At 73.8% G+C, this 20,988-nt stretch carries 22 protein-coding genes and 2 pseudogenes; 14 read left to right on the top strand and 10 right to left on the bottom strand.

Annotated features, from left to right (window positions below; translation table 11 throughout):
* Positions 1-40 precede the first annotated feature (40 nt).
* Both AB0947_RS23415 and AB0947_RS23410 read right to left on the bottom strand, forming a co-directional pair.
* Positions 41-499, bottom strand: a complete 459-nt coding sequence (locus AB0947_RS23415) for an Rrf2 family transcriptional regulator (RefSeq protein WP_225812590.1) — start codon at positions 497-499, stop codon at positions 41-43.
* 47 nt (positions 500-546) lie between these two features.
* Positions 547-1,767 (bottom strand): acyl-CoA dehydrogenase family protein, encoded by a 1,221-nt coding sequence (locus tag AB0947_RS23410; protein WP_366752274.1) that lies wholly within the window; start codon positions 1,765-1,767, stop codon positions 547-549.
* Between the two features lie 619 nt (positions 1,768-2,386).
* Here AB0947_RS23410 and AB0947_RS23405 point away from each other — a divergent pair.
* From AB0947_RS23405 to AB0947_RS23390, 4 genes are all read left to right on the top strand, one after another.
* The gene (locus AB0947_RS23405) at positions 2,387-3,493 is read left to right on the top strand and encodes an LLM class flavin-dependent oxidoreductase (RefSeq protein WP_366752273.1); all 1,107 of its coding nucleotides are present in this window, start codon (positions 2,387-2,389) and stop codon (positions 3,491-3,493) included.
* Positions 3,490-4,890 (top strand): NtaA/DmoA family FMN-dependent monooxygenase, encoded by a 1,401-nt coding sequence (locus tag AB0947_RS23400; protein WP_366752272.1) that lies wholly within the window; start codon positions 3,490-3,492, stop codon positions 4,888-4,890. Before AB0947_RS23405 ends, AB0947_RS23400 begins: the two co-directional genes overlap by 4 nt.
* A gap of 86 nt (positions 4,891-4,976) precedes the next feature.
* Positions 4,977-5,900 (top strand): LLM class F420-dependent oxidoreductase, encoded by a 924-nt coding sequence (locus AB0947_RS23395; RefSeq protein ID WP_366752271.1) that lies wholly within the window; start codon positions 4,977-4,979, stop codon positions 5,898-5,900.
* 105 nt (positions 5,901-6,005) lie between these two features.
* On the top strand, positions 6,006-6,830 hold the full coding sequence (locus tag AB0947_RS23390) for a DUF1684 domain-containing protein (RefSeq protein ID WP_366752270.1): 825 nt from the start codon (positions 6,006-6,008) through the stop codon (positions 6,828-6,830).
* A 190-nt stretch (positions 6,831-7,020) separates the two neighbouring features.
* On the opposite strand, the gene tatC is transcribed toward AB0947_RS23390, so the two are convergent.
* The 6 genes and pseudogenes from tatC to AB0947_RS23360 all read right to left on the bottom strand — a co-directional run bounded on the left by tatC (position 7,021) and on the right by AB0947_RS23360 (position 11,313).
* A complete protein-coding gene (gene tatC / locus AB0947_RS23385) occupies positions 7,021-7,836 on the bottom strand; it encodes a twin-arginine translocase subunit TatC (RefSeq protein ID WP_366752269.1) in 816 nt (271 codons plus the stop codon).
* A gap of 24 nt (positions 7,837-7,860) precedes the next feature.
* Positions 7,861-8,040: pseudogene (gene tatA / locus AB0947_RS23380) on the bottom strand (Sec-independent protein translocase subunit TatA); the annotation flags it as partial.
* Between the two features lie 236 nt (positions 8,041-8,276).
* Positions 8,277-8,648, bottom strand: coding sequence for a hypothetical protein (locus AB0947_RS23375; protein ID WP_366752268.1), 372 nt, complete (start codon positions 8,646-8,648; stop codon positions 8,277-8,279).
* Between the two features lie 48 nt (positions 8,649-8,696).
* The gene (locus tag AB0947_RS23370; RefSeq protein ID WP_366752267.1) at positions 8,697-9,239 is read right to left on the bottom strand and encodes an ATP-binding protein; all 543 of its coding nucleotides are present in this window, start codon (positions 9,237-9,239) and stop codon (positions 8,697-8,699) included.
* 651 nt (positions 9,240-9,890) lie between these two features.
* A complete protein-coding gene (locus AB0947_RS23365; RefSeq protein WP_366752266.1) occupies positions 9,891-10,688 on the bottom strand; it encodes a zf-HC2 domain-containing protein in 798 nt (265 codons plus the stop codon).
* 25 nt (positions 10,689-10,713) lie between these two features.
* Positions 10,714-11,313 carry a sigma-70 family RNA polymerase sigma factor gene (locus AB0947_RS23360; RefSeq protein ID WP_366752265.1) on the bottom strand — a complete coding sequence of 200 codons (600 nt, stop codon included), beginning with the start codon at positions 11,311-11,313 and terminating at the stop codon, positions 10,714-10,716.
* A 504-nt stretch (positions 11,314-11,817) separates the two neighbouring features.
* Between AB0947_RS23360 and AB0947_RS23355 the strand changes: the two genes are divergently transcribed.
* From AB0947_RS23355 to AB0947_RS23340, 4 genes are read left to right on the top strand one after another with little or no spacing between them, the layout of a single operon-like run.
* Entirely contained in the window at positions 11,818-12,372 is a 555-nt protein-coding gene (locus AB0947_RS23355) for a cupredoxin family copper-binding protein (RefSeq protein ID WP_366752264.1), read from the top strand.
* Positions 12,369-13,382, top strand: coding sequence for a metallophosphoesterase (locus tag AB0947_RS23350; protein WP_366752263.1), 1,014 nt, complete (start codon positions 12,369-12,371; stop codon positions 13,380-13,382). Before AB0947_RS23355 ends, AB0947_RS23350 begins: the two co-directional genes overlap by 4 nt.
* The gene (locus AB0947_RS23345) at positions 13,379-13,828 is read left to right on the top strand and encodes a hypothetical protein (protein ID WP_366752262.1); all 450 of its coding nucleotides are present in this window, start codon (positions 13,379-13,381) and stop codon (positions 13,826-13,828) included. The genes AB0947_RS23350 and AB0947_RS23345 overlap by 4 nt, the downstream gene beginning before the upstream one ends.
* A gap of 19 nt (positions 13,829-13,847) precedes the next feature.
* Positions 13,848-14,120, top strand: coding sequence for a hypothetical protein (locus AB0947_RS23340; protein WP_366752261.1), 273 nt, complete (start codon positions 13,848-13,850; stop codon positions 14,118-14,120).
* A gap of 234 nt (positions 14,121-14,354) precedes the next feature.
* Here AB0947_RS23340 and AB0947_RS23335 read toward each other — a convergent pair whose 3' ends face one another.
* Positions 14,355-14,939, bottom strand: coding sequence for an XRE family transcriptional regulator (locus tag AB0947_RS23335; RefSeq protein WP_366752260.1), 585 nt, complete (start codon positions 14,937-14,939; stop codon positions 14,355-14,357).
* Positions 14,940-15,055: 116 nt separating this feature from the next.
* On the opposite strand from AB0947_RS23335, the gene AB0947_RS23330 reads away from it, so the two are divergent.
* From AB0947_RS23330 to AB0947_RS23310, 5 genes and pseudogenes are all read left to right on the top strand, one after another.
* Entirely contained in the window at positions 15,056-15,892 is an 837-nt protein-coding gene (locus AB0947_RS23330; RefSeq protein WP_366752259.1) for a DMT family transporter, read from the top strand.
* 32 nt (positions 15,893-15,924) lie between these two features.
* A pseudogene (locus tag AB0947_RS23325) lies at positions 15,925-16,465 on the top strand (FMN-binding negative transcriptional regulator).
* A gap of 85 nt (positions 16,466-16,550) precedes the next feature.
* Positions 16,551-17,258 carry a phenylalanine--tRNA ligase beta subunit-related protein gene (locus tag AB0947_RS23320; RefSeq protein WP_366752258.1) on the top strand — a complete coding sequence of 236 codons (708 nt, stop codon included), beginning with the start codon at positions 16,551-16,553 and terminating at the stop codon, positions 17,256-17,258.
* Between the two features lie 141 nt (positions 17,259-17,399).
* Positions 17,400-17,984: a DUF4240 domain-containing protein gene (locus tag AB0947_RS23315; RefSeq protein WP_366752257.1), complete on the top strand. Its 585-nt coding sequence runs from the start codon at positions 17,400-17,402 to the stop codon at positions 17,982-17,984.
* Positions 17,981-18,310 carry a MazG-like family protein gene (locus AB0947_RS23310; protein ID WP_366752256.1) on the top strand — a complete coding sequence of 110 codons (330 nt, stop codon included), beginning with the start codon at positions 17,981-17,983 and terminating at the stop codon, positions 18,308-18,310. The genes AB0947_RS23315 and AB0947_RS23310 overlap by 4 nt, the downstream gene beginning before the upstream one ends.
* Positions 18,311-18,401: 91 nt before the next feature.
* Here the strand turns inward: AB0947_RS23310 and AB0947_RS23305 are convergent, their stop codons facing one another.
* Entirely contained in the window at positions 18,402-19,562 is a 1,161-nt protein-coding gene (locus AB0947_RS23305) for a Dyp-type peroxidase (RefSeq protein ID WP_366752255.1), read from the bottom strand.
* 88 nt (positions 19,563-19,650) lie between these two features.
* Here AB0947_RS23305 and AB0947_RS23300 point away from each other — a divergent pair, with 88 nt between their 5' ends.
* Positions 19,651-20,988: a right-handed parallel beta-helix repeat-containing protein gene (locus AB0947_RS23300; RefSeq protein WP_366752254.1), complete on the top strand. Its 1,338-nt coding sequence runs from the start codon at positions 19,651-19,653 to the stop codon at positions 20,986-20,988.

Below are 20,988 nucleotides of genomic sequence, written 5' to 3'. Positions count from 1 at the left end.
TCTCTCGCCGGCGGAAAGCGCCGGGGTCACCGGACGCGGGTCAGGGATTCGTCCAGGCCTTGGGGTCCTCCGCCAGGCTCAGGACCTCGTCGGGCAGTTCGGCCGCGGCCACGTGGGCCAGGGTGACCTCGTCGAGGATCTTGCGGACGTTGGCACGCACGGCGATCCAGAGCGGCAGCAGCGTCTCCGCGGGTCCGCAGTAGGCGAGTTCGGGGGGGCGCACTCCCCGCACGGACACCAGGGGGCCGTCCGCCACGCGGATGACGTCCGCGATGGCGATCGAGTCCGCCGGACGGGCGAGGCGGTAGCCGCCCTTGCCGCCCCGCTGGCTGATCACCAGCCCGCCCCGGCGCAGGTCCCCCAGAATGCCCTCCAGGAACTTGTGCGGGATGCCCTGTGCCGCGGCGATCGCCTCGGCCTTGAGCGAGGCCTCGTCCCCGGCCGCGGCCAGCTCCAGTGCCGCCCGCACCGCATAGTCCGCCCGCGCCGAGATCCGCATGCCCCGATTATCCATCACCGCCGTGCCCGCCCGTCACCGCTGCGCCGTCAGGCGGGCAGGGTGAAGGGCGGGTGCGCTCCGTTCAGGAAGTAGTCGCCGACCTCGCGCAGCCGGTGGGCGGCGGGCTCCCGCAGGGTGTGCGTCCGGGCGTTGCGCCAGAAGCGGTCGAAGCCGTGGCGGGAAGAGGCGGCGCCGGCGCCGATGACGTCCAGGGCGCGGGTGGTGACCTCCTGCGCGGCCCGGGCGGCGGCGGTCTCGGCCACGCTCGCGAGGACGGTGATCTCCGCGCACTCCTCGTCGTCGAGGTCCTCGCCCCGCGCGAGGCCGCGCATCAGGGCGTCCACCGCCTGGTCGGCGAGTGCGGACGCGGCCCTCGCGACGACGGTGAGCTCGCCGTACACGGTGAGGGCGTACGGATCCTGTGCCGGGCCGTCCGGCCAGGGGTGGGGCGAGAGCGGCTGCCAGGGGGACCGCATGCCCCTTCCGTACTCGCGGATCTCGGCCAGCAGTCCCTCGGCCACGCCGAGGAGGAACTGGACGGAGACCAGACGCGAGGTCGGCGCGGCCAGGGAGGTGAAGGGCGACAGGGCGTCCTCGTCCGGCGAGAGGGAGCCGAGCACGTCGTCGGCCGTGACCGGCACGGAGTCGAACTCGACGCCGCCACCGGCCGCCAGCCGCTGGCCGAAGGTGTCCCCGCCGCCGCTCACGACGCCCGGGCGTGCGGGGTCGACCAGGACGGCCACCGGCTCGCCGGTGCCGTACTCGGCGGCTCGCACCACCAGCCGGTCGGCGACCCCGACACCGGTGGCGTACCTCTGGTAGCCGCTCAGCAGGTAGCCGTCCGAGGAGGGGGTCAGGACGAGGGGTGGTTCGTGTGAGCCGATGCCCCCTCCCCAGCACCACTGCCCCGCCGTCGACTGCCGCTCGACGCGGGCGGCACGGGCGGGGCCGGCGAGGAACCGGGCGCTGGAGGACAGGAAGTAGTGGCTGCCCAGCAGGTGACCGATGGCCCCGTCGGCCGCTGCGACGGTCCGGACAGCCGCGCAGGCGGTGCGCCAGTCGGCGCCGCCCCCGCCGTACGCGGCCGGCGCCAGCAGCGCGAGCAGTCCCGACTCGCGCAACCGCGCGACCTCGTCGAGGGGTGCCTTGCCCGCCTGTTCGCGCTCGACCGCGTCCGTGGCCAGGTCGTCCGCCATCTCACGGGCTATGTGCAGCCAGTCGGTCTGCCCGGACCCGGTGCCGGTCACCTCGTCCGCCGTCACGGTCATGTCCGCGCCCGCTTCATGCGACTGCGGCTGTCGCTACAGCTCAGTGCTGTGGTCATGGCGCCTTCCTCCAGGGGACCGAGGACGACGCGGTGCCCGGCGAGGCGGCGTGGGAGTGCAGCGGTGCGCGGTGACGCGTCGGCTTCGTCATCCTCACTCTCCTCTTCGGCCATCGTCAACATTTCCCTAGTAATTCGATAGGGAAACTAGGGAAACAGGTCCGCTCCGGCCGATTCGCGCTGGCAGGTGGCGCGTTCGCGAGGTGCGGGACCGCGAGGTGCGGGCCGCGTCGGCGCGGCAGGCCGGCGCGTACCCGGCCCGGTCCCGGCCGCCTCCCGCGACGTCCGCCCACCCGGGCCGGCCTTGACACCCACAGGGGCCGTCGACGTACGTTGAAGCGAAAAGTTCCTGACGGGTGGAGGCTTCGATGCGCGTACGGGGCGCGGCACCGCGCGGTGCGTGCACCGGTGCGCGGCTCATCACCCGACGGCATGTCGACTACTGCCGTACCTCCTCCGCCGTCTGTCCTTCCGTACACAGCTGACCCCGGCCGGCCGTCCCGCCGGCCGTCTCGTCGCGGCCCGTGTGCCGCGAGTCGCCGTGTTCCCCGGAAGGAACCCCATTGTCCGGCCCTGCCCTGCACCTCGCCGTCGAGCTCGACGGCGACGGCGCCCACCCCGCGGCCTGGCGCCGCGCCGCCCACTCCCCCGGTCAGCTGCTCACCCCGCGCCGCGTGGCGCGGGTCGCCGCCATCGCCGAGAACGCCGGGTTCTCCCTGATCACCCTGGACGACGGTGTGCTGCCGCCCGGCGCCTCACCCGATCCGGTGGGCCGCATCGGCGCGGTGGAGCGGGCGGCGTTCGTCGCGGCGTCCACGAGCACCATCGGGATCGCGCCCGCCGTCCCGCTCACGTACGCCGAACCCTTCCACGTCTCCAGCCAGTTGGCGTCCCTGGACCACATCTCCGCCGGCCGCGCCGGATGGGTGGTGACGGAGGAGGAGCGTCCCGAGGCGGCCCGTGCCTGGGGGCGCCCGCTGGTCGCCGACGCCGGCGCACGGGCCCGGGAGTCCGGTGACGGGGTCGAGGTGGCCCGCGCCCTGTGGGACTCCTGGGAGGACGACGCGGTCATCCGGTCGGTGGCCACCAGCCGCTACCTGGACCGCGAACGGCTCCACTACATCGACTTCACCGGTGAGACGTACACCGTCAAGGGCCCGGCGATCGTCCCGCGCCCGCCCCAGGGGCAGCTCGTCGTCCTGGGCCGCCCGGAACGGGTTCCCGGCGCACGGCTCGACGTCGCCCTCGTGGAGGGCCGTGACATCGCGTCGGCCGCCAGGGCCGCCGCTGCCGCCGGTACGCCCCGCGTCTTCGCCGAGGTCGAGGTGGCGCTGGACACGCCGGAGGCCACGGCCGGCGAGCGGGTCGCCGATCTGGAGCGGCACGCGGCGTGGAGCGACCGGGGACGGCTGCGGCACATCGGTTCCGCGGAGGGGCTGGTCGGCCTCCTGGCCGAGCTGAGCCGCCACGTCGACGGCGTACGGCTGCATCCGCTGGTGCTGGACGAGGACCTGCCCGTTCTCTCCCGCCTCGTGCTGCCCGCCCTGTCCGGGCGGCGGCTCGTCGCCCGTCCGCTGCCCGGTACGTCCCTGCGCTCGGCCCTGGGTCTGGAGCGCCCCGCCAATCGCTTCGCCGCCGCGGCCCCGGCCGCCCAGGAGGCCGCCCGATGACCCGCACCGATCCCTTCGACGTCCCCCGGCCGCACGCCCGGCTGCACTTCGGTGTGTTCTTCCAGGGCGTCAACCACTGGACCGTCTGGTCCGCCCCCGACAGCGGCTCGCAGATCGATCCCGCCTCCTTCCGCCGTGTCGCCCAGACCGCCGAACGCGGTCTGTTCGACGCGTTCTTCCTCGGCGAGGGACTCCGGCTGCGCGAGGTCGACGGCAGGATCCACGACCTGGACGTGGCCGGGCGGCCGGACGCCATCACCCAGCTCTCCGCGCTGGCCGCCGTCACCCGCCGCATCGGCCTGGTCTCGACCTCCAACTCCACCTTCAACGAGCCCGCCGACCTCGCCCGCCGCCTGTCCGGCCTCGACCTCCTCTCCGAAGGCCGCGCCGGGTGGAACGTGGTGACCACGGACAACGCCTGGACGGGCGCCAACTTCCGCCGCGGCGGCTACCTCGACCACGCCGACCGCTACCGGCGCGCCGAGGAGTTCCTCACCGTGGCCCGCGCCCTGTGGGACGGCTGGGAGGACGGCGCCGTCGCCGGCTCCGCGGGCGCACCCGCCTGGTCGGCGCCCGGCGCCGTACACCAAGTGCGCCACAAGGGGCCACAGTTCGACGTCGACCTCGTTCCGACCCTGCCGCGCAGCGCCCAGGGCCACCCCGTGATCTTCCAGGCCGGCGACTCCGGCGAGGGACGCGACTTCGCCGCCCGCAACGCCGACGTCATCTTCTCCGCGCACGGCACCGACTTCGACGACGCGCTGGCCTTCGCCGACGACATCCGGCGCCGGCTGCGGGCGGCCGGGCGTCCCGAGGACGACCTGCGGATCCTGCCCGGCACCGAGATCATCATCGGCGCCACCGAGGAGGAAGCCCAGGAGAAGAAGCGCTGGGTCCGGCTCCAGCAGGTCACTCCCGCGACGGCTCTGGGGATCGCCGGGCTGCTGTGGGGCATCGACCTGTCCGACCGCGACGCCGACGGGCCGCTGCCCGAGGAGGATCCGGTCGTCGGCGAGAACGACGGCTCCTTCGGCGCCCGGCGCGTCGCCGACCCGCGCGCGGTGGTGGCCGAGTGGCGTGCGCGGGCGGAGGCGAACGGCTGGTCGCTGCGGGAGACCGTCATCGCGCTCGGCCCGCAGCGCGGGCACGTGGGCACTCCGTCCGGCCTGGCAGACAAGTTCGCCCACTTCGTGCGGCACGGCGCGGTCGACGGCTTCAACGTCACGCCCTACCTGATCCCCGACGGCCTCGACGACATCGTCGACCTGCTCGTCCCGGAACTGCAGGAACGCGGGGTCTACCGCACCGGGTACACCGGCACCACACTCCGCGAGCACCTCGGCCTGCGCGAACCCCTCACCCACCGCTGCGCGCCGGACCGACGGCAGGCGAGCTGAGGACGGGAGCCCGTACACATGACTGACAAGAAGCTGTCACACCCGGACCGGAATGCGGGTCCGGCCGGCGCCCGTTCTGGACTGACATGACCGTGGGAGTAGCGCTCAACGCGTCCGACGCGCCGAACCAGATCGACGCGACCGTCCACCTGGCCCGGGAGGCGGCGGAGTCGGGGCTCACGTCGGCCTGGTTCGGCCAGACCTTCGGCGCGGACTCGCCCCAGCTCGCGGCGATCGTCGGGCGCGAGGTGCCCGGACTTCAGGTCGGCACCTCCGCGATCCCCGTCTTCGGCCGCCACCCCCTGCTGGTGTCCAGCCAGGCCCAGACCGCCCAGGCCGCCACGCACGGCCGCTACCACCTCGGTCTGGCCCTGGGCACCAAGCTCCTGACGGAGGCCGGCTTCGGCCTGCCCTTCGAGCGCCCCGTCGCCCGGCTGCGTGAATTCCTCACCGCTCTGCGCCAGTTGACCGAGACCGGCACGGCCGACTTCCACGGTGAGCTGCTCACCGCGGCCACCCCGGTCCCGGCGCGGGTGCCGGGCGCCGAGAACGGCGTCCCTCTGCTGGTCGCCGCTATGGGGCCGCAGGCGCTGCGGGTCAGCGGCGAGCTGGCGGACGGGATCCTGCCCTACCTGGCGGGACCGCGCGCCCTGGCCGACCACATCGTCCCCGCCGTGACCGCCGCCGCCGAGGCCGCCGGCCGCCCCTCGCCCCGGATCGTGGCCCTCGTGCCCGGCGTGGTCACCGACGACGTCGACGCGGTGCGGGCCAGGGCCACCGAGGCCCTGGCGTTCTACGAACAGATCCCGTCCTACGCCCGGGTCATCGAACTCTCCGGCGGCCGGCGCGCCGCCGACCTGGCCGTGATCGGTGACGAGAGGACCGTCGAGGCCGAGGTGCGCCGTTACCGCGACGCCGGCGCCACCGAAGTCGTGTTCTCGGCCACCGAGATCGCCGGAGAGGCCGACCGCCGGCGCACCTGGCGGCTCCTGGGCGCACTGGCCCGCTGAGCACGCCGGTCGTACCGACGGCCCACCCCGGCGTGCCGTGCCGAGCACGCCGGACCGCGCCGACCGTCCGACCGGTCCCCCGAACCCCGTGACGAAGGAGAACCCATGACCACCGAGGCCGCCGCGACGGACCGCGCTGCCTTCACCGAGAACTGGCTGGACTGGCACCGCGCCAAGGAGGCCCGGCTCGCCGCCCCGCACGGGTTCCTGGCGATCACCGGCCTGCACTGGCTCGACGACCGTCCGCAGCGCTTCCCCGACGCGCCCGGTGCGTGGCGCACCGGCCCCGAGGGCGTCGTCGTGGACCTCGACGACGGCGAGGAACTGGTCGTCGACGGCACGCCGGTGCGCGGTGAACACCACTTCGGCGTGCTCGCCGAGCGTGGCGGCGTCGACGCCGTCTGGGGGGACGCCGTCATCGAGGTCGCCAGGCGCGGCGGACACGACATCGTGCGCCCCCGGCACCCGGACGCCCCGCTGCGCGCCGCCTTCACGGGCACGCCCGCCTACTCCCCCGACCCGCGCTGGGCGGTGAAGGGCCGCTACGTCCCCTTCGACACGCCACGGCCGACCACCGTGGGCGCCGCGGTCGAGGGCCTTGAGCACGTGTACGACGCCCCGGGCAGGATCGAGTTCGAGCTGGACGGGCGCCCGCTGTCGCTGACCGCGTTCCCCGGGCACGGCGCGGGCCGGCTGATGGTGCTGTTCACCGACGCGACCTCCGGAGTCACCACCTACGCCGCCAACCGGTCCCTGGCCCTGGAGCCGCCCGCCGCCGACGGTACGGTCGTCCTGGACTTCAACCGGGCCGCGAACCTGCCGTGCGCCTACACGGACCTGGCCACCTGCCCGCTGCCCCCGGCCGAGAACCGGCTGCCGGTGGCGATCGAGGCCGGCCACAAGATCCCCCGCGAGCGCGGCGGCTCCTGAGCCGGAGCGGCCCGGGGGTCCGGTGCCGGTGGGTTCTTCGGGCACCCTGTGAGCCCGCTGGATCCCCCTCGCGATGCCCGCCCGGGCCCCTTCGCCGTCGCCCGCGCCCCCCTCGGCGTCGCCCGCGCCTTCCTCGCCGTCGCCCGCACCGGCGGACACGTCCGGCACCCGCACCGGGCCGCCGCCCTCCCTAGACCGGACGCTCTCTCAGCGCCTTGCGCCGGTCGCCGAGGAGTGAGAAGGCCACGGCGGCGAAGTAGAGCGCCCAGATCGGCGCGGCCAGCGCCAGCATGGTCAGCGGGTCCGTGCTCGGCGTCGCCACGGCGGCGAAGACCGTGATGCCGACGACCATGGCGCGCCACCGGCCGAGCATCCGCCGGCCGGACAGCACTCCGGTGAGGTTCAGCATCACCAGCAGCAGCGGCATCTCGAAGGCGAGACCGAAGACGACCACCATGCGGGTGACGAGGTCGAGGAGATCGTCCAGCGGCAGCAGGTTGTTCACCCCGTGCGGTGTGAGGCCGATCAGCACCCTCGCGGTCCTGGGCAGCACCTTGTAGGCGAAGAAGGCGCCGGCGAGGAACAGCGGGACGCCCGTGCCGACGAACGCGTAGGCGTATTTCCGCTCGCGTTGGTGCAGGCCGGGGGCGACGAACGCCCACAGTTGGTACAGCCATACCGGAGAGGCCAGCACGACGCCGGCCACCAGCGAGACCTTCAGTGCCAGGGTGAAGGGCGCAAGCAGACCGTTGATCGTGATGTGCGCGCAGGTGGTGTGTGCGGGGTGCCGGGCCAGATCGGCGAAGGAGGCCGGGCAGCCGACCGAGGCCAGTACCGGCCGGGTGACGACGTCGATGATCCTCTTGTAGGAGAAGGCCGCTGCGACCGTGATGACCAGGATCGCGAGGACGGCCTTGGCGAGTCTGTTGCGGAGTTCACGGAGGTGCTCCCCGAGGGGCATCCGCCCCCCGGGGTCCTTCGTGCTGGTGCGGACCGGCCGGGACATGCGGTGTCCTCATCCCGTGCCGTGCTCGGGGGGTTCCTCGTCCGGGGCGTCGTCGTCCCGCAGCGCCTTGGTCTCGCTCTTGAGGATCCGCAGGGACTTGCCCAGCGCGCGGGCGGTGTCGGGCAGCTTCTTCGAGCCGAAGATCATGATCACCACCGCGACCAGGACCAGCAGATGCCAGGGCTCCAGTGCGTTGCGGAACATCGTCACACCGCCCCTTCGAAGGCGTCGGCGCCCGTACCGCGTGACCGTTCCTGTCGCCGGCCGGCGCATTCCCGCACGGCTGCCGGGCGGGGCGGGCGAGGTGAGTGGGGCCGGCCGGCCGGCGCGGAGACGTGCCGGGTGCCGTTGTCGTCGCTGGTCATGTTTCCTTCTTCCGGTGGGGTCGGAGCGGGCTCCCTGGCCGGGTCGGGGCCGGGTGGGGGCCGGGTCGGGGCCGGTCAGGTTCCGGGGCGCCCGGCGGCCGTCCAGGCGGCGTACTCCTGGCGGACGTAGAGGCGGCTGCTGCGGGCGAGCGTGATCGCGTCGGGATGGTGCGGACCGGCCACGAGGCCGGGATGACGGCGGTCGTGCCGGACGAGTTGCCCGGCGGTCTCCGCGGCGGCCGCGACCGGGCCGGGACCGGGGGCGGCGGTGGCCAGCCGGTCCATGAGGGCGGCCCGGCGCAGCAGTCGGGCGCGTTCGGCGGCCGTCGCATCGGCCGGGGGGCCGGTGCCCCGCCCGGCCCGGCGGCCGTCGCGTTCGGCCTCCAGCGCGAGCACCTGGTGCATCTCGCGGCGCAGGTCCGGCGCGTCGGCGTACGCCTCGTGCACAGGGGGGGGCGTCGATGCCCTCGCCGGTGTCCGGAGTGGTGTCCATGGTCACTCCTGCTGGTCGTGACGAGCACTCAGGCAGGCGCGGACCTCGCGGCCACTGCCCGTCTGGTGGGCCTCGGTCGACTGGGCGAGGTACTGGACGATGCCGGTGCCGCGGCCGTGTTCGTCGGGGGCGATGTCGCGGCGGTGGCGCTCCACCGCCCTGCCGGAGTCGGTGACCACGATGTGCAGCGTGCCGTCGTCGAGGTTGAGCCGCAGGGTCATGCGCTCGCGGCCGTACTGGGCGGCGTTCGCGGCGAGTTCGTCGACGATGAGGATCGCGGAGTCCCGCTCGCTCGCGGGTACCTGCCAGGCTTCCAGCAGGTCCGCCGTGAAGTGGCGGAGGGCGCAGACGTGCGCCTCCTGCGCGGGCAGGGTGAGCAGCGCCTCGTGGCGGCAGGGCCGGCCGGGCTGTGGGCTGGTGCGGGGGGAGTCGGTCACGAACATGGCCTTCAGGCTCTTCTGTGAGGGTGCGGAGACCGGGAAGGTGGACCACCGGCAGCAACCTTTCGGGTTGTCGGCGGGCTGGTCCTGCGAGGGCGCGCTCATGTGGTTCCACGGGTGGCGCATGCCGAACGGTTCGGGTGATTGGCCCCTTTTGCCCAACTTCTTGCGACTCGCATCCGGGAGCGGGCGAAGGCCGGGCTCACGCCCCCCTCTGTCGGCCGTCGCCCCACGGAGCCCGGGAGGAACGCCCCGCCCCGGACCGAGGCGGTCGGCCTTTTCGCCACGGAGGTACCGGTGCCGGCTCCCGAGGTCGCCGCGCTGATCCGCAGGCAGCCGCGGTCGGACGGCGCGGCGGCCGCCGGGGCGGTGCCGGGTGGCGGAACCGGCCGGCGACGGCGGCCATGCGCGTGCCGAGGGGGCCGGTGCGCTCTGAGCACCGGCCCCCTCGAAGGCCGGACGCCGGAGGTCCCGTACGCGCTGCCTCCGGCTGGTCCACCGGTCGGGGGCGGCTCACCGCACGCCGGCCGCCCGCCCCCCCTTCCGGCCCCTCGCCACCCGGCCACCGTTCGTCAGGCTCGTCCACCGGTCGTCCGCGGCCCACCCCACACCGGCTGCCCGGACCCCTCCCAGCCCCTCGCCCCGCCCACATCCAGCCGCCGCCGTCATACTCGTCCACCGGACGTGCGCGACCCACCTCACACCGGCCGCCCGAACCCTCCCAGCCCCCCGCCCACGCCCGGCCGCAGCCGTCGGTCAGGCCCGGATGGTGACCAGTTTCTGGCCGTTGTCCGCGATGATCTCGAAGTGCTGGATGGCCTCGGGGGCCATGGCGACCGTTCCGGGGATCGTGGTGCCGGACGGGTACTTGCCGGCCCACCAGGTGGCGCCGTCCGCCCTGACTCCGCCGGGTCCGACCGCTTGCAGCCGGCAGGTGGTCCCGGCGGGCGCCCCCTTGGCCGAGACCTGCACGACGCTGCCCCAGACGGAGGGCGAGACCTTCACGGAGGCGGAGACGCCGGTGGCGGGATCGCTTCCGGAGAAGGTGCGTGTGAACGTCGGCGCGCTCGGCCCCGGCGGCGCCGCCACGCTGCCCACGGTGCCGACGGTGGCCAGCCACGTGCCGCCGGCCGCCGCCGCGACGAGCATCGCCGAGGCGGCCGCGCCGGCCAGTTGCAGGCGCCGGGTTCTGCGGCGCCGGGTCGCGGCCTGCTGGAGCAGCCTCTCCAGCACGCCCGTCTCCGGCGTCCGCGGTGTCACGGGCACGGCCGGCGCCGCGGGCCCTTCGGGTGCGGGGCCGCGCACGGTTTCGCCCGCCCGTGCCACCAGCCGGTCGGCCAGGTGATCGTCGGCCGCCGGCGCCGTACGCCCCGAAGCCTCCGCCAGGGTCACCGTCGCCAGCAGCGCGGGCAGTCCCGCCAGCCGGGCGTGTTCCGCCTGGCACTCCGCGCAGTGCGCGAGGTGGGCACTCACCAGCTCCGCTTCCTCCGGCGGCAGGATGCCCAGGACGTACGCTCCGAGCGCCAGCCGGAGATCGTCGTGCTCCGTACTCACGGTCGCCACCTCCCGCACCCCGCTGTCATGGCTCGATCCCGCGTTCCTGCAACGCCAGCCGCAGGGCGTGCAGGGCGTAGTACGTCCGCGACTTCACCGTGCCGAGCGGGATGCCCAGCACGCGTGCCGCCTCCGCCATGGTCCGGCCCTGGTAGTAGGTCTCCAGCAGGACGGCGCGGTGGTCCGGGGACAGCGACCGGACGGCGTCGGCGACCGCCCAGCTCTGCAGTGCCTGATCGATCTCGTCCTCGCCCGGGTTCCGCTCGGCGGCCCGCTCCAGCGCCTCGCCGCCGGTCTCGGCCGGCCTCGCCTGCCGGGCCCGGTGGGCGTCGATGACCAGGTGCCGGGCGACCGTGCACAGCCATGCCCGGGCCGGGCCGCGAGCCGGGTCGAACGCGGCGGGGTGCTGCCACGCCCGGAGCAGTGTCTCCTGCACCACGTCCTCCGCCCATTGCCGGTCTCCCGAGGTCAGCCGCAGTACGTAGTGGAACAGAGGTCCCGCGTGCTCGGCGTACAGAGTGCGCAGCAGTTCCTCGTCCGCGGTCGAAAGGGTCCCTTCACCAGAGACACGGTCTGCGGAGCGATCCGGACGGGTCCGCGGGCCACGTTTTTGGTTCCAGGGCATGAATCGATCATCGCGCACATGCACGGCTTTGTCCTGTAATGCACCAGAGAGCCCGGATGATGTTCCGCGCGCCTCGTGGGCGAGGCGCACCCGCCGGGCCGTACGGCCGGCGTGCGTGACGTCCGGAACCGTGGCCGGCCTGCGCCGATACCGGCTCGTCCCGGAAGGGCGCACATTTCTTCCCGGAAAGGTGCGCATCCGTCGAACCGTGCGGCCCCCGTCGTCCGTGAAGCCCGACAAGAGCCGACCCCGGCGCGATTCCTCACCGGTTCCCCGCACGGCAAAGGAGGGGGCAGAGGCCGCCGGGACACGCCACCCGGCGGAAGTGCGGCGCGGGGCACGCCGGGGCGAGCGGCGGCGACGCGGCCACACCCCTGCCCGTCCGCCGGCCGGCCGTTGCGGGCCACGCGCCCACGAACACGGCATCCACCACACATGTGCGCGGGGCGCGCGCCGAAGCCGGCGCGTTCCACGTCTCCGCCAGATCACCGAGGAACACACACCATGTACCTGAAACTTCGCGTGCCGGGCCGCCGGTCACGCGCTGCGGCCGGGATGGCCGTCGTCATCGTCGCCACCGGCGGCGCCCTGGGGCTCCTCAGCGCGTGCGGCCACTCGTCGCACTCCCAGGCGACCGGAGCCGGTGCCCTCACACCCGGCCCGGGTCAGCACCGGATGGCGGGGATGTCCGGCGCCCCGGGGCCGGGCGGCGCGGCGGGCTCCGCTCCCGGCGCCTCACCGATGCCGAGCATGAGCATGCCCATGAGCCCCTCGGCCAAGGCCGCGCGGACCGCGCCGGTCACCGGCGACGCGGTGGCGATCAGGAACTTCGCGTTCTCCCCGGCCAAGCTGAAGATCAAGGCGGGCACGACGGTGACGTGGACCAATCAGGACACCGACGCCCACACCGTCACCAGCACCGGATCGGGCGGCCCGCTGCGTTCGGCCGCCCTGGCCACCCACGCCACCTACCGGCACACGTTCACCGAGCCCGGCACCTACTCCTACCTCTGCACCATCCATCCGTTCATGACCGCCACCGTGGAGGTGACCCGATGACCGAACACTGGAACAGCCACGACGGAGCACCGGCCGACGACACCGGCCGGACCGACGGCGAGCACGGTATGACCCGGCGTCAACTCATGCGGCACACAGCCTGGTTCGGCGGGGCCGTGGTGCTCACCGTGGCCGGCGGGCAGGTGATCAGCCAGATCGCCGACGCCCGCGACGGCACCGCCGCGGGCGCCTCCCAGGGCATCGCCGGGGCCGCCGCCGTGGAGAGCGCGGCGCTGCGGTTCGTACAGGTCTCCGACAGCCACATCGGGTTCCAGGGCCCGGCCAACACGGATGTGGCCGGCTCGTTCTCCGAGGCGATCCACCAGGTCAACACGCTCGGTTTCCGGCCCGATTTCGTGATGCACAGCGGCGACCTGACCCACCTGTCCACGGCCGGGCAGTTCGACCAGGTCAAGCAGATGATGAGCGGTCTGCGGACGGACCGCGTCTTCACCGTGCCGGGCGAGCACGACTCCATCGGCGACGCGGGCCGCGCCTACCGGCGGACCTTCGGCGCGGGCACGCTCGGCGACGGCTGGTACAGCTTCGACACCCACGGCGTGCACTTCATCGCCCTGGTCAACACCCTGAGCCTGGAGAAGCTCGGCCACCTCGGCAGCGCCCAGATCGACTTCGTCCGCAAGGACCTCGCCGGAGTGCCGTCGGACACCCCCATCGTGGTCTTCAGCCACATCCCGCTGTTCGCCATGTACCCGCGGTGGGGCTGGAGCACGGACGACGCCCTGAAGGTCATCGCCCTCCTGCGCCGCTTCTCCTCCGTGACCTGCCTCAACGGGCACGTCCACCAGCTCTTCACCAAGACGGAGGGCAACATCACCTTCCACTCCGCCACCACCACCGCCTACCCGCTGCCCCACCCGGGCCGCGCTCCCGCCCCCACCCCGCAGGTCGTCCCCGCCCGGCAGCTGAAGGAGGCGCTCGGTATCCGCACCGTCGGCTACCGCCGGGGCGAGCGCGAACTGGCCATCACGGACCAGAGGCTCACATGAACGCCCGACGGCTCCTCGCCCCCGCCCTGCGGACGGCGACCGCCGTGAGCCTCGCCGCCGGCGGATACCTCCACGCCCAGCTCTACCTCGGCGGCTACCGCTCCGTCCCCGTCATCGGCCCCCTGTTCCTCCTCCAGGCCGGCGCCTCCCTGGCCCTCGCCGTCCTGCTGCTGATCGGAACACCGCCCCTGCTGCTGAGGATCGCCGCGGCAGGCGTCGCGCTCGGCGCTCTGGCGGGCTTCGCCGCTTCGCGCACCGTCGGGGTGTTCGGCTTCACCGAGCACGGTCTGCGACCCGCGCCGCAAGCCGTCCTCAGCCTCGTCGCCGAGACCGGCACGCTGCTGCTCCTCGCCGTCTGGCAGCTGACCCTGGCCGGACGTTCCCGCGCTGCCCGGCCGGCCGTCGGGGCGGCCGCCTGGGCCACCACCCGCACACCACCCGGCTGAACCACCCGAGGGACACCCCATGTACCTGCAACCACGCCCAGGGATCGCCTGGCCGAGCCCGCGCCTGCGGGAACTGAACAACGCCGTACGCGCCCTGCTCGCCCTGGACGACGACACAGCCGTCGTCATCCGCCAGCTCAGCCGTGGCGCGGCCGGCCGCCCCCGGCTGGAGACCGTCGTCGCGGTGCTGCCCATGGACGGCGAACCCCGCCGCTGGGTGCTCCACCGCCCCGCCGAGCAGATCACCGAGCACGAGCTGCGGGCCACCCTGCTCGGTCACGCGCCGGGCTGACCGGCACCCGGCTGCCGCGGAATTCGCGAGCACCGCTCGGTTTCGCCTGCACGCCGGTGCACACATGTGCACCGGCGTGCAGGCATGTGCCCCGGCGTGCGGCATGGCCGCCGGGCGCGGAGCCGAGCAGCGGCACGGAGCCGAGCGGCGGTGTCCGGGGCGCCGCGGACCTCCCCGGCCGTCGGCCGCCGGAGCCTGACGGGCGCGGTTCGCCGTGGCGGCCCCGCGCACCGGTCAGCTCGCCGGGCCGGGGCCCGGCGGGATGTGCACGGTCATGATCAGGTGGCAGGTGCCGGTGCCCGCGCCGCGGTAGGTGTGGGGGGCGTCGCCGTCGAAGGTGGCCGTCTGCCCGGCCTCGACGACATGCTCGGTACCGTCGACGACGAGCACCATCTCGCCCGCGGTGACGCTGACCGTCTCCACGACGCCGGCCTGGTGCGGATGGCTGGGGTACTCCTCCCCCGGCTCCAGTTTCCAGCGCCAGACCTCGACGGGGGCCGGTCCCGAGGTGGTGAGCATGAGGCGTGCCTCGCCACCCTTCTCCCCGCTCCACAAGGGCATGACGGCATCGGCGGACACGACCCGGACGCGGCCTTCGGCAGGGCCTTCCATCAGCGCGGACACCGAGATGCCGAGGGTGTCGGCGAGGCGGACCAGGGTGGCGAAGTTCGGATTGCCCTGGGCCTTCTCCAGGGCGACGAGGGCGCCCTTGCTGACCTTGGCGCGCCGGCCGAGTTCGTCCAGGGACAGCCCGGCGCGGGTACGGGCCGCACGGACGTTGTGTGCGAGCGTCCGCAGCGCCGCCTGAGTCTCGGCCATCACCCTCACCCTTCAGACAGTGGATCAGTGCACTGCACCGCGCGGTCGTTCGGTTGACGACTTCCGGTCGGTGCGCTGTACGGTGTAGTCGTTCCATTGATAGTAAGGGATGTACCGTGATCGCTCTGCTGCTGGCCCTGGGCAGCTCCCTCGCCTACGGATGCGCCGACTTCCTCGGCGGGCTCGGCGCACGCAAGGCCCACGTCCTGCGCACCGTGATGATCGCCGCCCCGGCCTCGCTCACCGTGGAGCTCCTGCTGTGGCCCTTCCTCGGGGCCTCCTTCTCCCCCGCCACCCTCGCCTGGGGCGCGGCGTCCGGCGTCGCTTCGGCGGCCGCGTTCGCCCTGCTCTACCGCACGCTGGCGATCGGCCCGATGAACGTCCTGTCCCCGGTCACCGCGCTGGTCTCGGCGATGCTGCCGGTCGGCGTCGGGCTGCTGCAGGGCGAGCACCTGGGGCCGGCCGGGCTGATCGGCCTGCCGCTGGCGCTGGCGGCCGTGGTGCTGGTCAGCGCCGGACACGGGGCCGGCAGCGCCCGTCCCTCGCGCACCGCGCTGCTGCTGGCCTTCGGCGCCGGGACCGCCATCGCCCTGCAACTGGTCTTCCTGCACCAGGCCCCCTCCGGCAGCGGCGTCGGCCCGCTGATCACCGGCCGCGCCGTGTCCTCCGCCGTCACCCTGGCCGCGGTCGGGCTGATATTCCGGCGGCTGGGGCCGCGGAAGCCGGCGTACGCGATGTCGGCGGCGGCCGGCGTGCTCGACTCGGTCGCCAACCTGCTGTTCCTGCTCGCCGCCCGCAGCGGTGACCTCGCCGTCGTCGCCGTGATCACCGCCCTGTACCCGGCCGGGACCGTCCTGCTCGCCCGCGGTGTCCTCGCCGAGCGCATCCACCGCGGGCAGCTGATCGGCCTGGGCACCGCCGCCGTCGCCGTCGGCCTCCTCGCCCTCACCTGACCCCCCGCACCGAGCCCCGGAAGGACCCGCGCATGTTCATCCAGCCCTGGGACGCCGCCCTGGACGACGCCGAGTGGCAGACCTGGATCGCCGACGGCCACGACTTCGGCATCCTCAGCGTCAACGGCCGGCCCGGACGTCACCTTCACCGTCACCGGCGACTACGCCTTCATCCCCGGCCCCTGGCGCGCCCGGCCCGGCGTCCCGCCCACCGACGGCGTTCCGACCAGCTACTACGCGGCCGTCCAGTTCACCTGCCGGGCCACGGTCATCGACGACCCCGGGGCCAAGGCCGAGCTGCTGCGCCGGCAGCTGGCCCACTTCCAGCCCGACGGGGACCACGCCCCCGTCGACCCCGGCCGGCCGCCGTACGGGCGGATGCTGCCCGGCATCCGGGGCCTGCGCCTGGACGTCACCGAGGTCCGCGCGAAGTTCAAGTACGACGACCACAAGCCCGTCGAGCAGCGCACCGACACCGCCCGCCGGCTCACCGAGCGCGGCACCGGCCTGGACGCGCCCACCGCGGCCCAGCAGATACGCCGCCTGGACCGCATCGGCACCTGGAAATCCTGACCCCGCCCCGGCAGCCCGCCTTCGGCCCTCTCGGCGCCTTCAGCGACTTCAGCCCCTTCAGCCCCTTCGGAACGGACCCCTCACGATGACCGCCTTCCGCCTCGGCGCCGCCGTCACCGACGCCTTCCCCGACACCCTCATCGCCGTCGTCACCGCCACCGGGCTGCGCGGCCACGAACCCTGGCCCGCGACCACCGCCGCCCTCGCGGACCTGGAGCGGCAGCTCGCCGACGGTGTCTGGCAGCCCGCCGACGAGAGCGATCCGCGCATCGAGGCGTGGCACACCGCCTACCGCTCCTTCGGCACCAACCCCCGCCGCATCCGGCCGAGCGTCGACGCCCTCGGACGCCGGTTCGCCAAGAAGGGCTCGCTGCCCCGGATCAACCCGGCCGTCGACTCCTACAACGCCGTCTCCGTCCGCCACGGGCTGCCCGCCGGCGCCTTCGACCTCGACCACGTCACCGGGGACGTCGACATCCGGCCCGCGGACGGCAGCGAGACGTTCACCCCGCTCGGCGAACCCGGCACCACCGAGCACCCCAGGCCCGGCGAGATCGTCTACACCGACGCCACCGACGTACTGACCCGCCACTGGAACCACCGCGACGCCCACCGCACCCGCGTCACCGAGGACTCCACCCGCGTCGCCTTCGTCCTGGAAACGCTGCACGCCGCCCGCGACGGACACCTCCTCAAGGCCGCCGCGGGCGAACTGCAGGACCTGCTGGCCCCGCACGGCGACCGCACTGAGGTGCACCACCTGTCCCGGGAACAGCCCCAGGTCACCGTCTGACTCCCCGTCCGGGCGCCAGGGCGTCAGTGGGCGGTGAAGCCACCGTCGACGGGGAGAGCGGTTCCGTCAGTGCCCGGGTCACGACCGCCGGAACCCGAGTATCAGCATCAATGTCAGTGCCGGGTGGCATGCTCTGCGACCATGAACGAACAGCGGTTCTGGCAGCTCATCGCGGCGGCCCGCGCCCAGGCGCGCGACCCGGACGACGCGGGAGAGGTAGCCGGTCGGGCGACCGCGCTTCTGGCCACACGCCCGGCCGAGGAGATCGTCGCCGCTCAGCAGGTGTTGTGGGACCTGATGGCCGGCTCCTACACGACTCCTCTGTGGGCCGCCGCCTACGTGATCAACGGCGGATGCTCCGACGACGGCTTCGACTACTTCCGCGGCTGGTTGATCGCGCAGGGGCGCGAGGTCTTCGATCGCGTGGTCGCTGATCCTGATGCCCTCGCGGAAGTGCCCGTCGTGCGTGCTTCAGCGGCCGACGGCATCGATCTCGACTGTGAGGAGGCGCTGGGCATCGCCTGGAACGCGCACCTCGTGGCGACCGGCACGCGCCTTCCGGGCGACGCGTTCACCATCCGGTACCCGGAGCCGGACCCCGCCTGGGACTTCGACTTCGGCGATCGCGGTGAAATGACGCGCCGCCTGCCACGCCTGGCAGCTCTCTGCCTGGACCAAGCAGCGCAGCACGATCACGCGCAGGACACGAGAGGAACCCGTACATGACCCCGGAGCAGTGGGAGACCGTCGGCCGTCTGGTCGGCTGGCTCGACAGGGAGAACGGCCGGGGCGAGCACGAGCGGGCGATGCGCCTGATCAAGCTCACCGAGGAGGTCGGCGAGGTCGGGCAGGCCTACGTCGGTCTGACCGGGCAGAACCCCCGCAAGGGCGTCACCCACACGGCGGCCGACGTCGCCGACGAGCTGTGCGACGTGATCGTCACCGCCGCCGTGGCACTGCACAGCTTCAGTCCCGATCCCGCCGCCACGTTGGCCGCGAAGCTGGACGCGATCGCCGTCCGCACCTTCGGCCCCCCGTCCGCCACGCGGTGACCGGGGGTGCCGAGGAGGTCGCGGCCGGCGCCGGCGCCCGGGCGCCGCGTCAGCCGGACGACGCCGGCCTGTGGAGCCGAGCGGGGCCCGTTCAGCCGAACAGCGGGGAGCCCAGCGGGTGTCGGCGGTCGAAGCCGGGGAGGACCAGAAAGGTCGCGCTGGCGGTGGTGGTGGTGAAGGGCAGCAGCGCGTCGGAGGTCTCCATGTGGGTGAGGGTGGCGGTGAAGGTCCGCAGGTCGTTCTGGTAGCTGATGAAGAGCAGGCCGGGCGCGGGCTGGTCGGTGCTGTAGGAGCGGCGGAGCATGAGCCCGACCCCGACCACGTTGGCGTGTGCCCGGCGCACGTGGGCGTCCGCGGGGACGAGATAGCGCCCGTCCGGTGTCTTGGCGCCGAGTTCCGGGCCCGAGGCGGCGGTGCCTCCGGAGAGGGGCACGCCGCTGGCCCGGCGCCGCCCGAAGACCGCTTCCTGGTCGGCCACGGACAGGGCGGCGAACCGCGGCAGGTCGAGTTCCATGTGCCGCAGCACGGCCAGGGTGCCGCCGGCGACCGCGGGGGGCCCGGACAGCCACAGGTCGCGCTCTCGTTCGGCGGCCGTGTGCGGACCCACGATGCCGTCGATGAAACCGAGCGGGTTGCGAGACGCGGTGAGGCCGTTGCCGACGGACACGTTCGTCCCGCGGCGGCCGGACTGACGCCAGCGTTCGCGGACGCGGTCACCGGCGTGGTCCAGCAGCGCGGCGGCGACGACGGGTAAGAGCAGCGGGTCGCCGGCGCAGATCTGTAACAGCAGGTCACCGCCGCGTGCTCGCGGGGCGATCCGCTCGCGGGAGAACCGCGGGAGGTCGGCCGCGCCGGGCAGCGAGGCACCGGCCGTGCGCACCAGCCGGGGGCCCACCCCGACGGTCACGGTCAGGTCGCCCGGCACCAGGCCCAGCAGCCGCGAGTCGGTTCCCGAGGTGAGTGCGCGGATGGCCTGCCCCAGTTCGGCCAGCAGCGGACCGGGAGCCGCGGTGGCGTCGAGGTCGGCCACCACGGCGAGCAGATGGGGCTGGGCCGGCTGGGGAAGGGTGATGCCCGCCTGATGGCGGCCCGTCGCCGGGACCGGCTCCGGGGCGGCCTGTGCGGCAGGGCCGCCGTGCCGGCCCGGCCGGGCGGAGTCCGATGTGCACCCGGCGGTCAGCCCGGCGGCCATCATCGCGCCGGTGACATCGAGGAACCTGCGGCGTGACGGGTGGGGATCGGCTCGGCGCATGGGGTGCAGGGTGCCACATCCGCTTCGTACGCGCGGGTCAACCTCGGTATTCTGGCGTGGAATTGGGCGTCGTGCCAGACTGGGGATCATGCCTCGATTAGCTCTTCGCGTGCTGGCGGCTGTAGTGGGCACGCTGACCCTGGTGGCAGGCTGCGGCGGCGATGGCGGATCGAGCAGGGCACGGCGTCCGGCCGGCGCGCAGGTGACGATCCGCGTACCCGCCGACGCCCCGACGATCTCGGATGCCGTGTCCGTGGCCCGGCCAGGCGACCTGGTGCTGGTCTCGCCGGGCGTTTACCACGAGTCGGTGAAGATCGACAGGGAGCACGTCACCCTTCGCGGTCTGTCCCGGGACAAGGTCGTCATCGACGGGCGGTTGCGGCAGCCGAACGGCGTCGTCGTCTCGGCGCCCGGGGTGGCCGTGGAGAACCTGACCGTGCGGAACAACACGCAGAACGGGGTCCTGGTCACCGGTTCGGCGAAGGCGGCCGCCGGCCTGCCGGGGGCAAGCGGCGGTTACGACACCGGCGACGAGCCCGTCACCTTCCTGAAGTCGTTCCTGGTCTCCCACGTGACCGCGACCCGCAACGGCCTGTACGGCATCTACGCGTTCTCCGCCCAGAACGGTGTCATCGAGCACTCGTACGCGTCGGGAGGCGCCGACTCGGGGATCTACGTCGGCCAGTGCAAGCCCTGCACCATCGTGGTACGGGACAACGTCGCCGAACTCAACGCGGTCGGTTACGAAGGCACCAACGCCAGCGAGGACATGTACGTGGTCGGCAACCGCCTGGCCGGCAACCGGGTCGGACTCACCACCAACTCCGACCACCAGGAGAAACTGCTCCCGCAGAAGGGCTCCGTCGTCGCGGGCAACCTGATCGCCGCCAACCAGCAGACGGCCACCCCGGAGCAGGCCGACGGCGGATGGGGCACCGGCGCCGGCATCGACGGCGGCAGCGGCAACCGGTTCGTCCGCAACCGCATCGCCGGCAACAGCACCGCCGGGCTGGTGATCACCGCGACCGCCGACATCCCTCCGGTCGGCAACCAGATCGTCGACAACACGTTCACCGGCAACGGCGTCGACGTCGGCTGGACGTTCCCCACCGCCACGCGGGGACGCGGCAACTGCCTGCGGGGCAACGAGCTGCGCACCACCGTGCCCGCCCGGCTCGCGACGAGCGCGGCCTGCCCGGCACCGGCCGCGTCGTCCTCGCCGGCCGGCAGGTGGGCGGCGCCGACGGCACCCGGTGGCATCCCCTTCACCGAGGTCGCGCCGCCCGCTCCGCAGCCGCAGTTCCCCGACGCCGCCACCGCGGGCGCCACCGTCGTCCCGCCCGTCCCGGCTCTGCCGAGGACGGAGGACATCCGGGTGCCGCCGGCCGACCTGCTCGCCGCGAACGCCCGGGTGCGGACGTCCTGA

Origin of the sequence: Streptomyces sp. NPDC047841 (assembly GCF_040704085.1) — a bacterium.
GTDB classification, from domain to species: domain Bacteria; phylum Actinomycetota; class Actinomycetes; order Streptomycetales; family Streptomycetaceae; genus Streptomyces; species Streptomyces argyrophylli.
The sequence above is the reverse complement of the archived record's forward strand: the minus strand, read 5'-3'. Positions and strand labels throughout refer to the sequence as shown.

Coding starts and splice junctions, on each gene's coding strand:
- AB0947_RS23415 (WP_225812590.1), bottom strand. CDS start 499: ATGCGGATCTCGGCGCGGGCGGACTATGCGGTGCGGGCGGCACTGGAG.
- AB0947_RS23410 (WP_366752274.1), bottom strand. CDS start 1,767: ATGACCGTGACGGCGGACGAGGTGACCGGCACCGGGTCCGGGCAGACC.
- AB0947_RS23400 (WP_366752272.1), top strand. CDS start 3,490: ATGACCCGCACCGATCCCTTCGACGTCCCCCGGCCGCACGCCCGGCTG.
- AB0947_RS23395 (WP_366752271.1), top strand. CDS start 4,977: ATGACCGTGGGAGTAGCGCTCAACGCGTCCGACGCGCCGAACCAGATC.
- AB0947_RS23390 (WP_366752270.1), top strand. CDS start 6,006: ATGACCACCGAGGCCGCCGCGACGGACCGCGCTGCCTTCACCGAGAAC.
- tatC (WP_366752269.1), bottom strand. CDS start 7,836: ATGTCCCGGCCGGTCCGCACCAGCACGAAGGACCCCGGGGGGCGGATG.
- AB0947_RS23370 (WP_366752267.1), bottom strand. CDS start 9,239: ATGAGCGCGCCCTCGCAGGACCAGCCCGCCGACAACCCGAAAGGTTGC.
- AB0947_RS23360 (WP_366752265.1), bottom strand. CDS start 11,313: ATGCCCTGGAACCAAAAACGTGGCCCGCGGACCCGTCCGGATCGCTCC.
- AB0947_RS23355 (WP_366752264.1), top strand. CDS start 11,818: ATGTACCTGAAACTTCGCGTGCCGGGCCGCCGGTCACGCGCTGCGGCC.
- AB0947_RS23350 (WP_366752263.1), top strand. CDS start 12,369: ATGACCGAACACTGGAACAGCCACGACGGAGCACCGGCCGACGACACC.
- AB0947_RS23345 (WP_366752262.1), top strand. CDS start 13,379: ATGAACGCCCGACGGCTCCTCGCCCCCGCCCTGCGGACGGCGACCGCC.
- AB0947_RS23340 (WP_366752261.1), top strand. CDS start 13,848: ATGTACCTGCAACCACGCCCAGGGATCGCCTGGCCGAGCCCGCGCCTG.
- AB0947_RS23335 (WP_366752260.1), bottom strand. CDS start 14,939: ATGGCCGAGACTCAGGCGGCGCTGCGGACGCTCGCACACAACGTCCGT.
- AB0947_RS23320 (WP_366752258.1), top strand. CDS start 16,551: ATGACCGCCTTCCGCCTCGGCGCCGCCGTCACCGACGCCTTCCCCGAC.
- AB0947_RS23315 (WP_366752257.1), top strand. CDS start 17,400: ATGAACGAACAGCGGTTCTGGCAGCTCATCGCGGCGGCCCGCGCCCAG.
- AB0947_RS23310 (WP_366752256.1), top strand. CDS start 17,981: ATGACCCCGGAGCAGTGGGAGACCGTCGGCCGTCTGGTCGGCTGGCTC.
- AB0947_RS23305 (WP_366752255.1), bottom strand. CDS start 19,562: ATGCGCCGAGCCGATCCCCACCCGTCACGCCGCAGGTTCCTCGATGTC.
- AB0947_RS23300 (WP_366752254.1), top strand. CDS start 19,651: ATGCCTCGATTAGCTCTTCGCGTGCTGGCGGCTGTAGTGGGCACGCTG.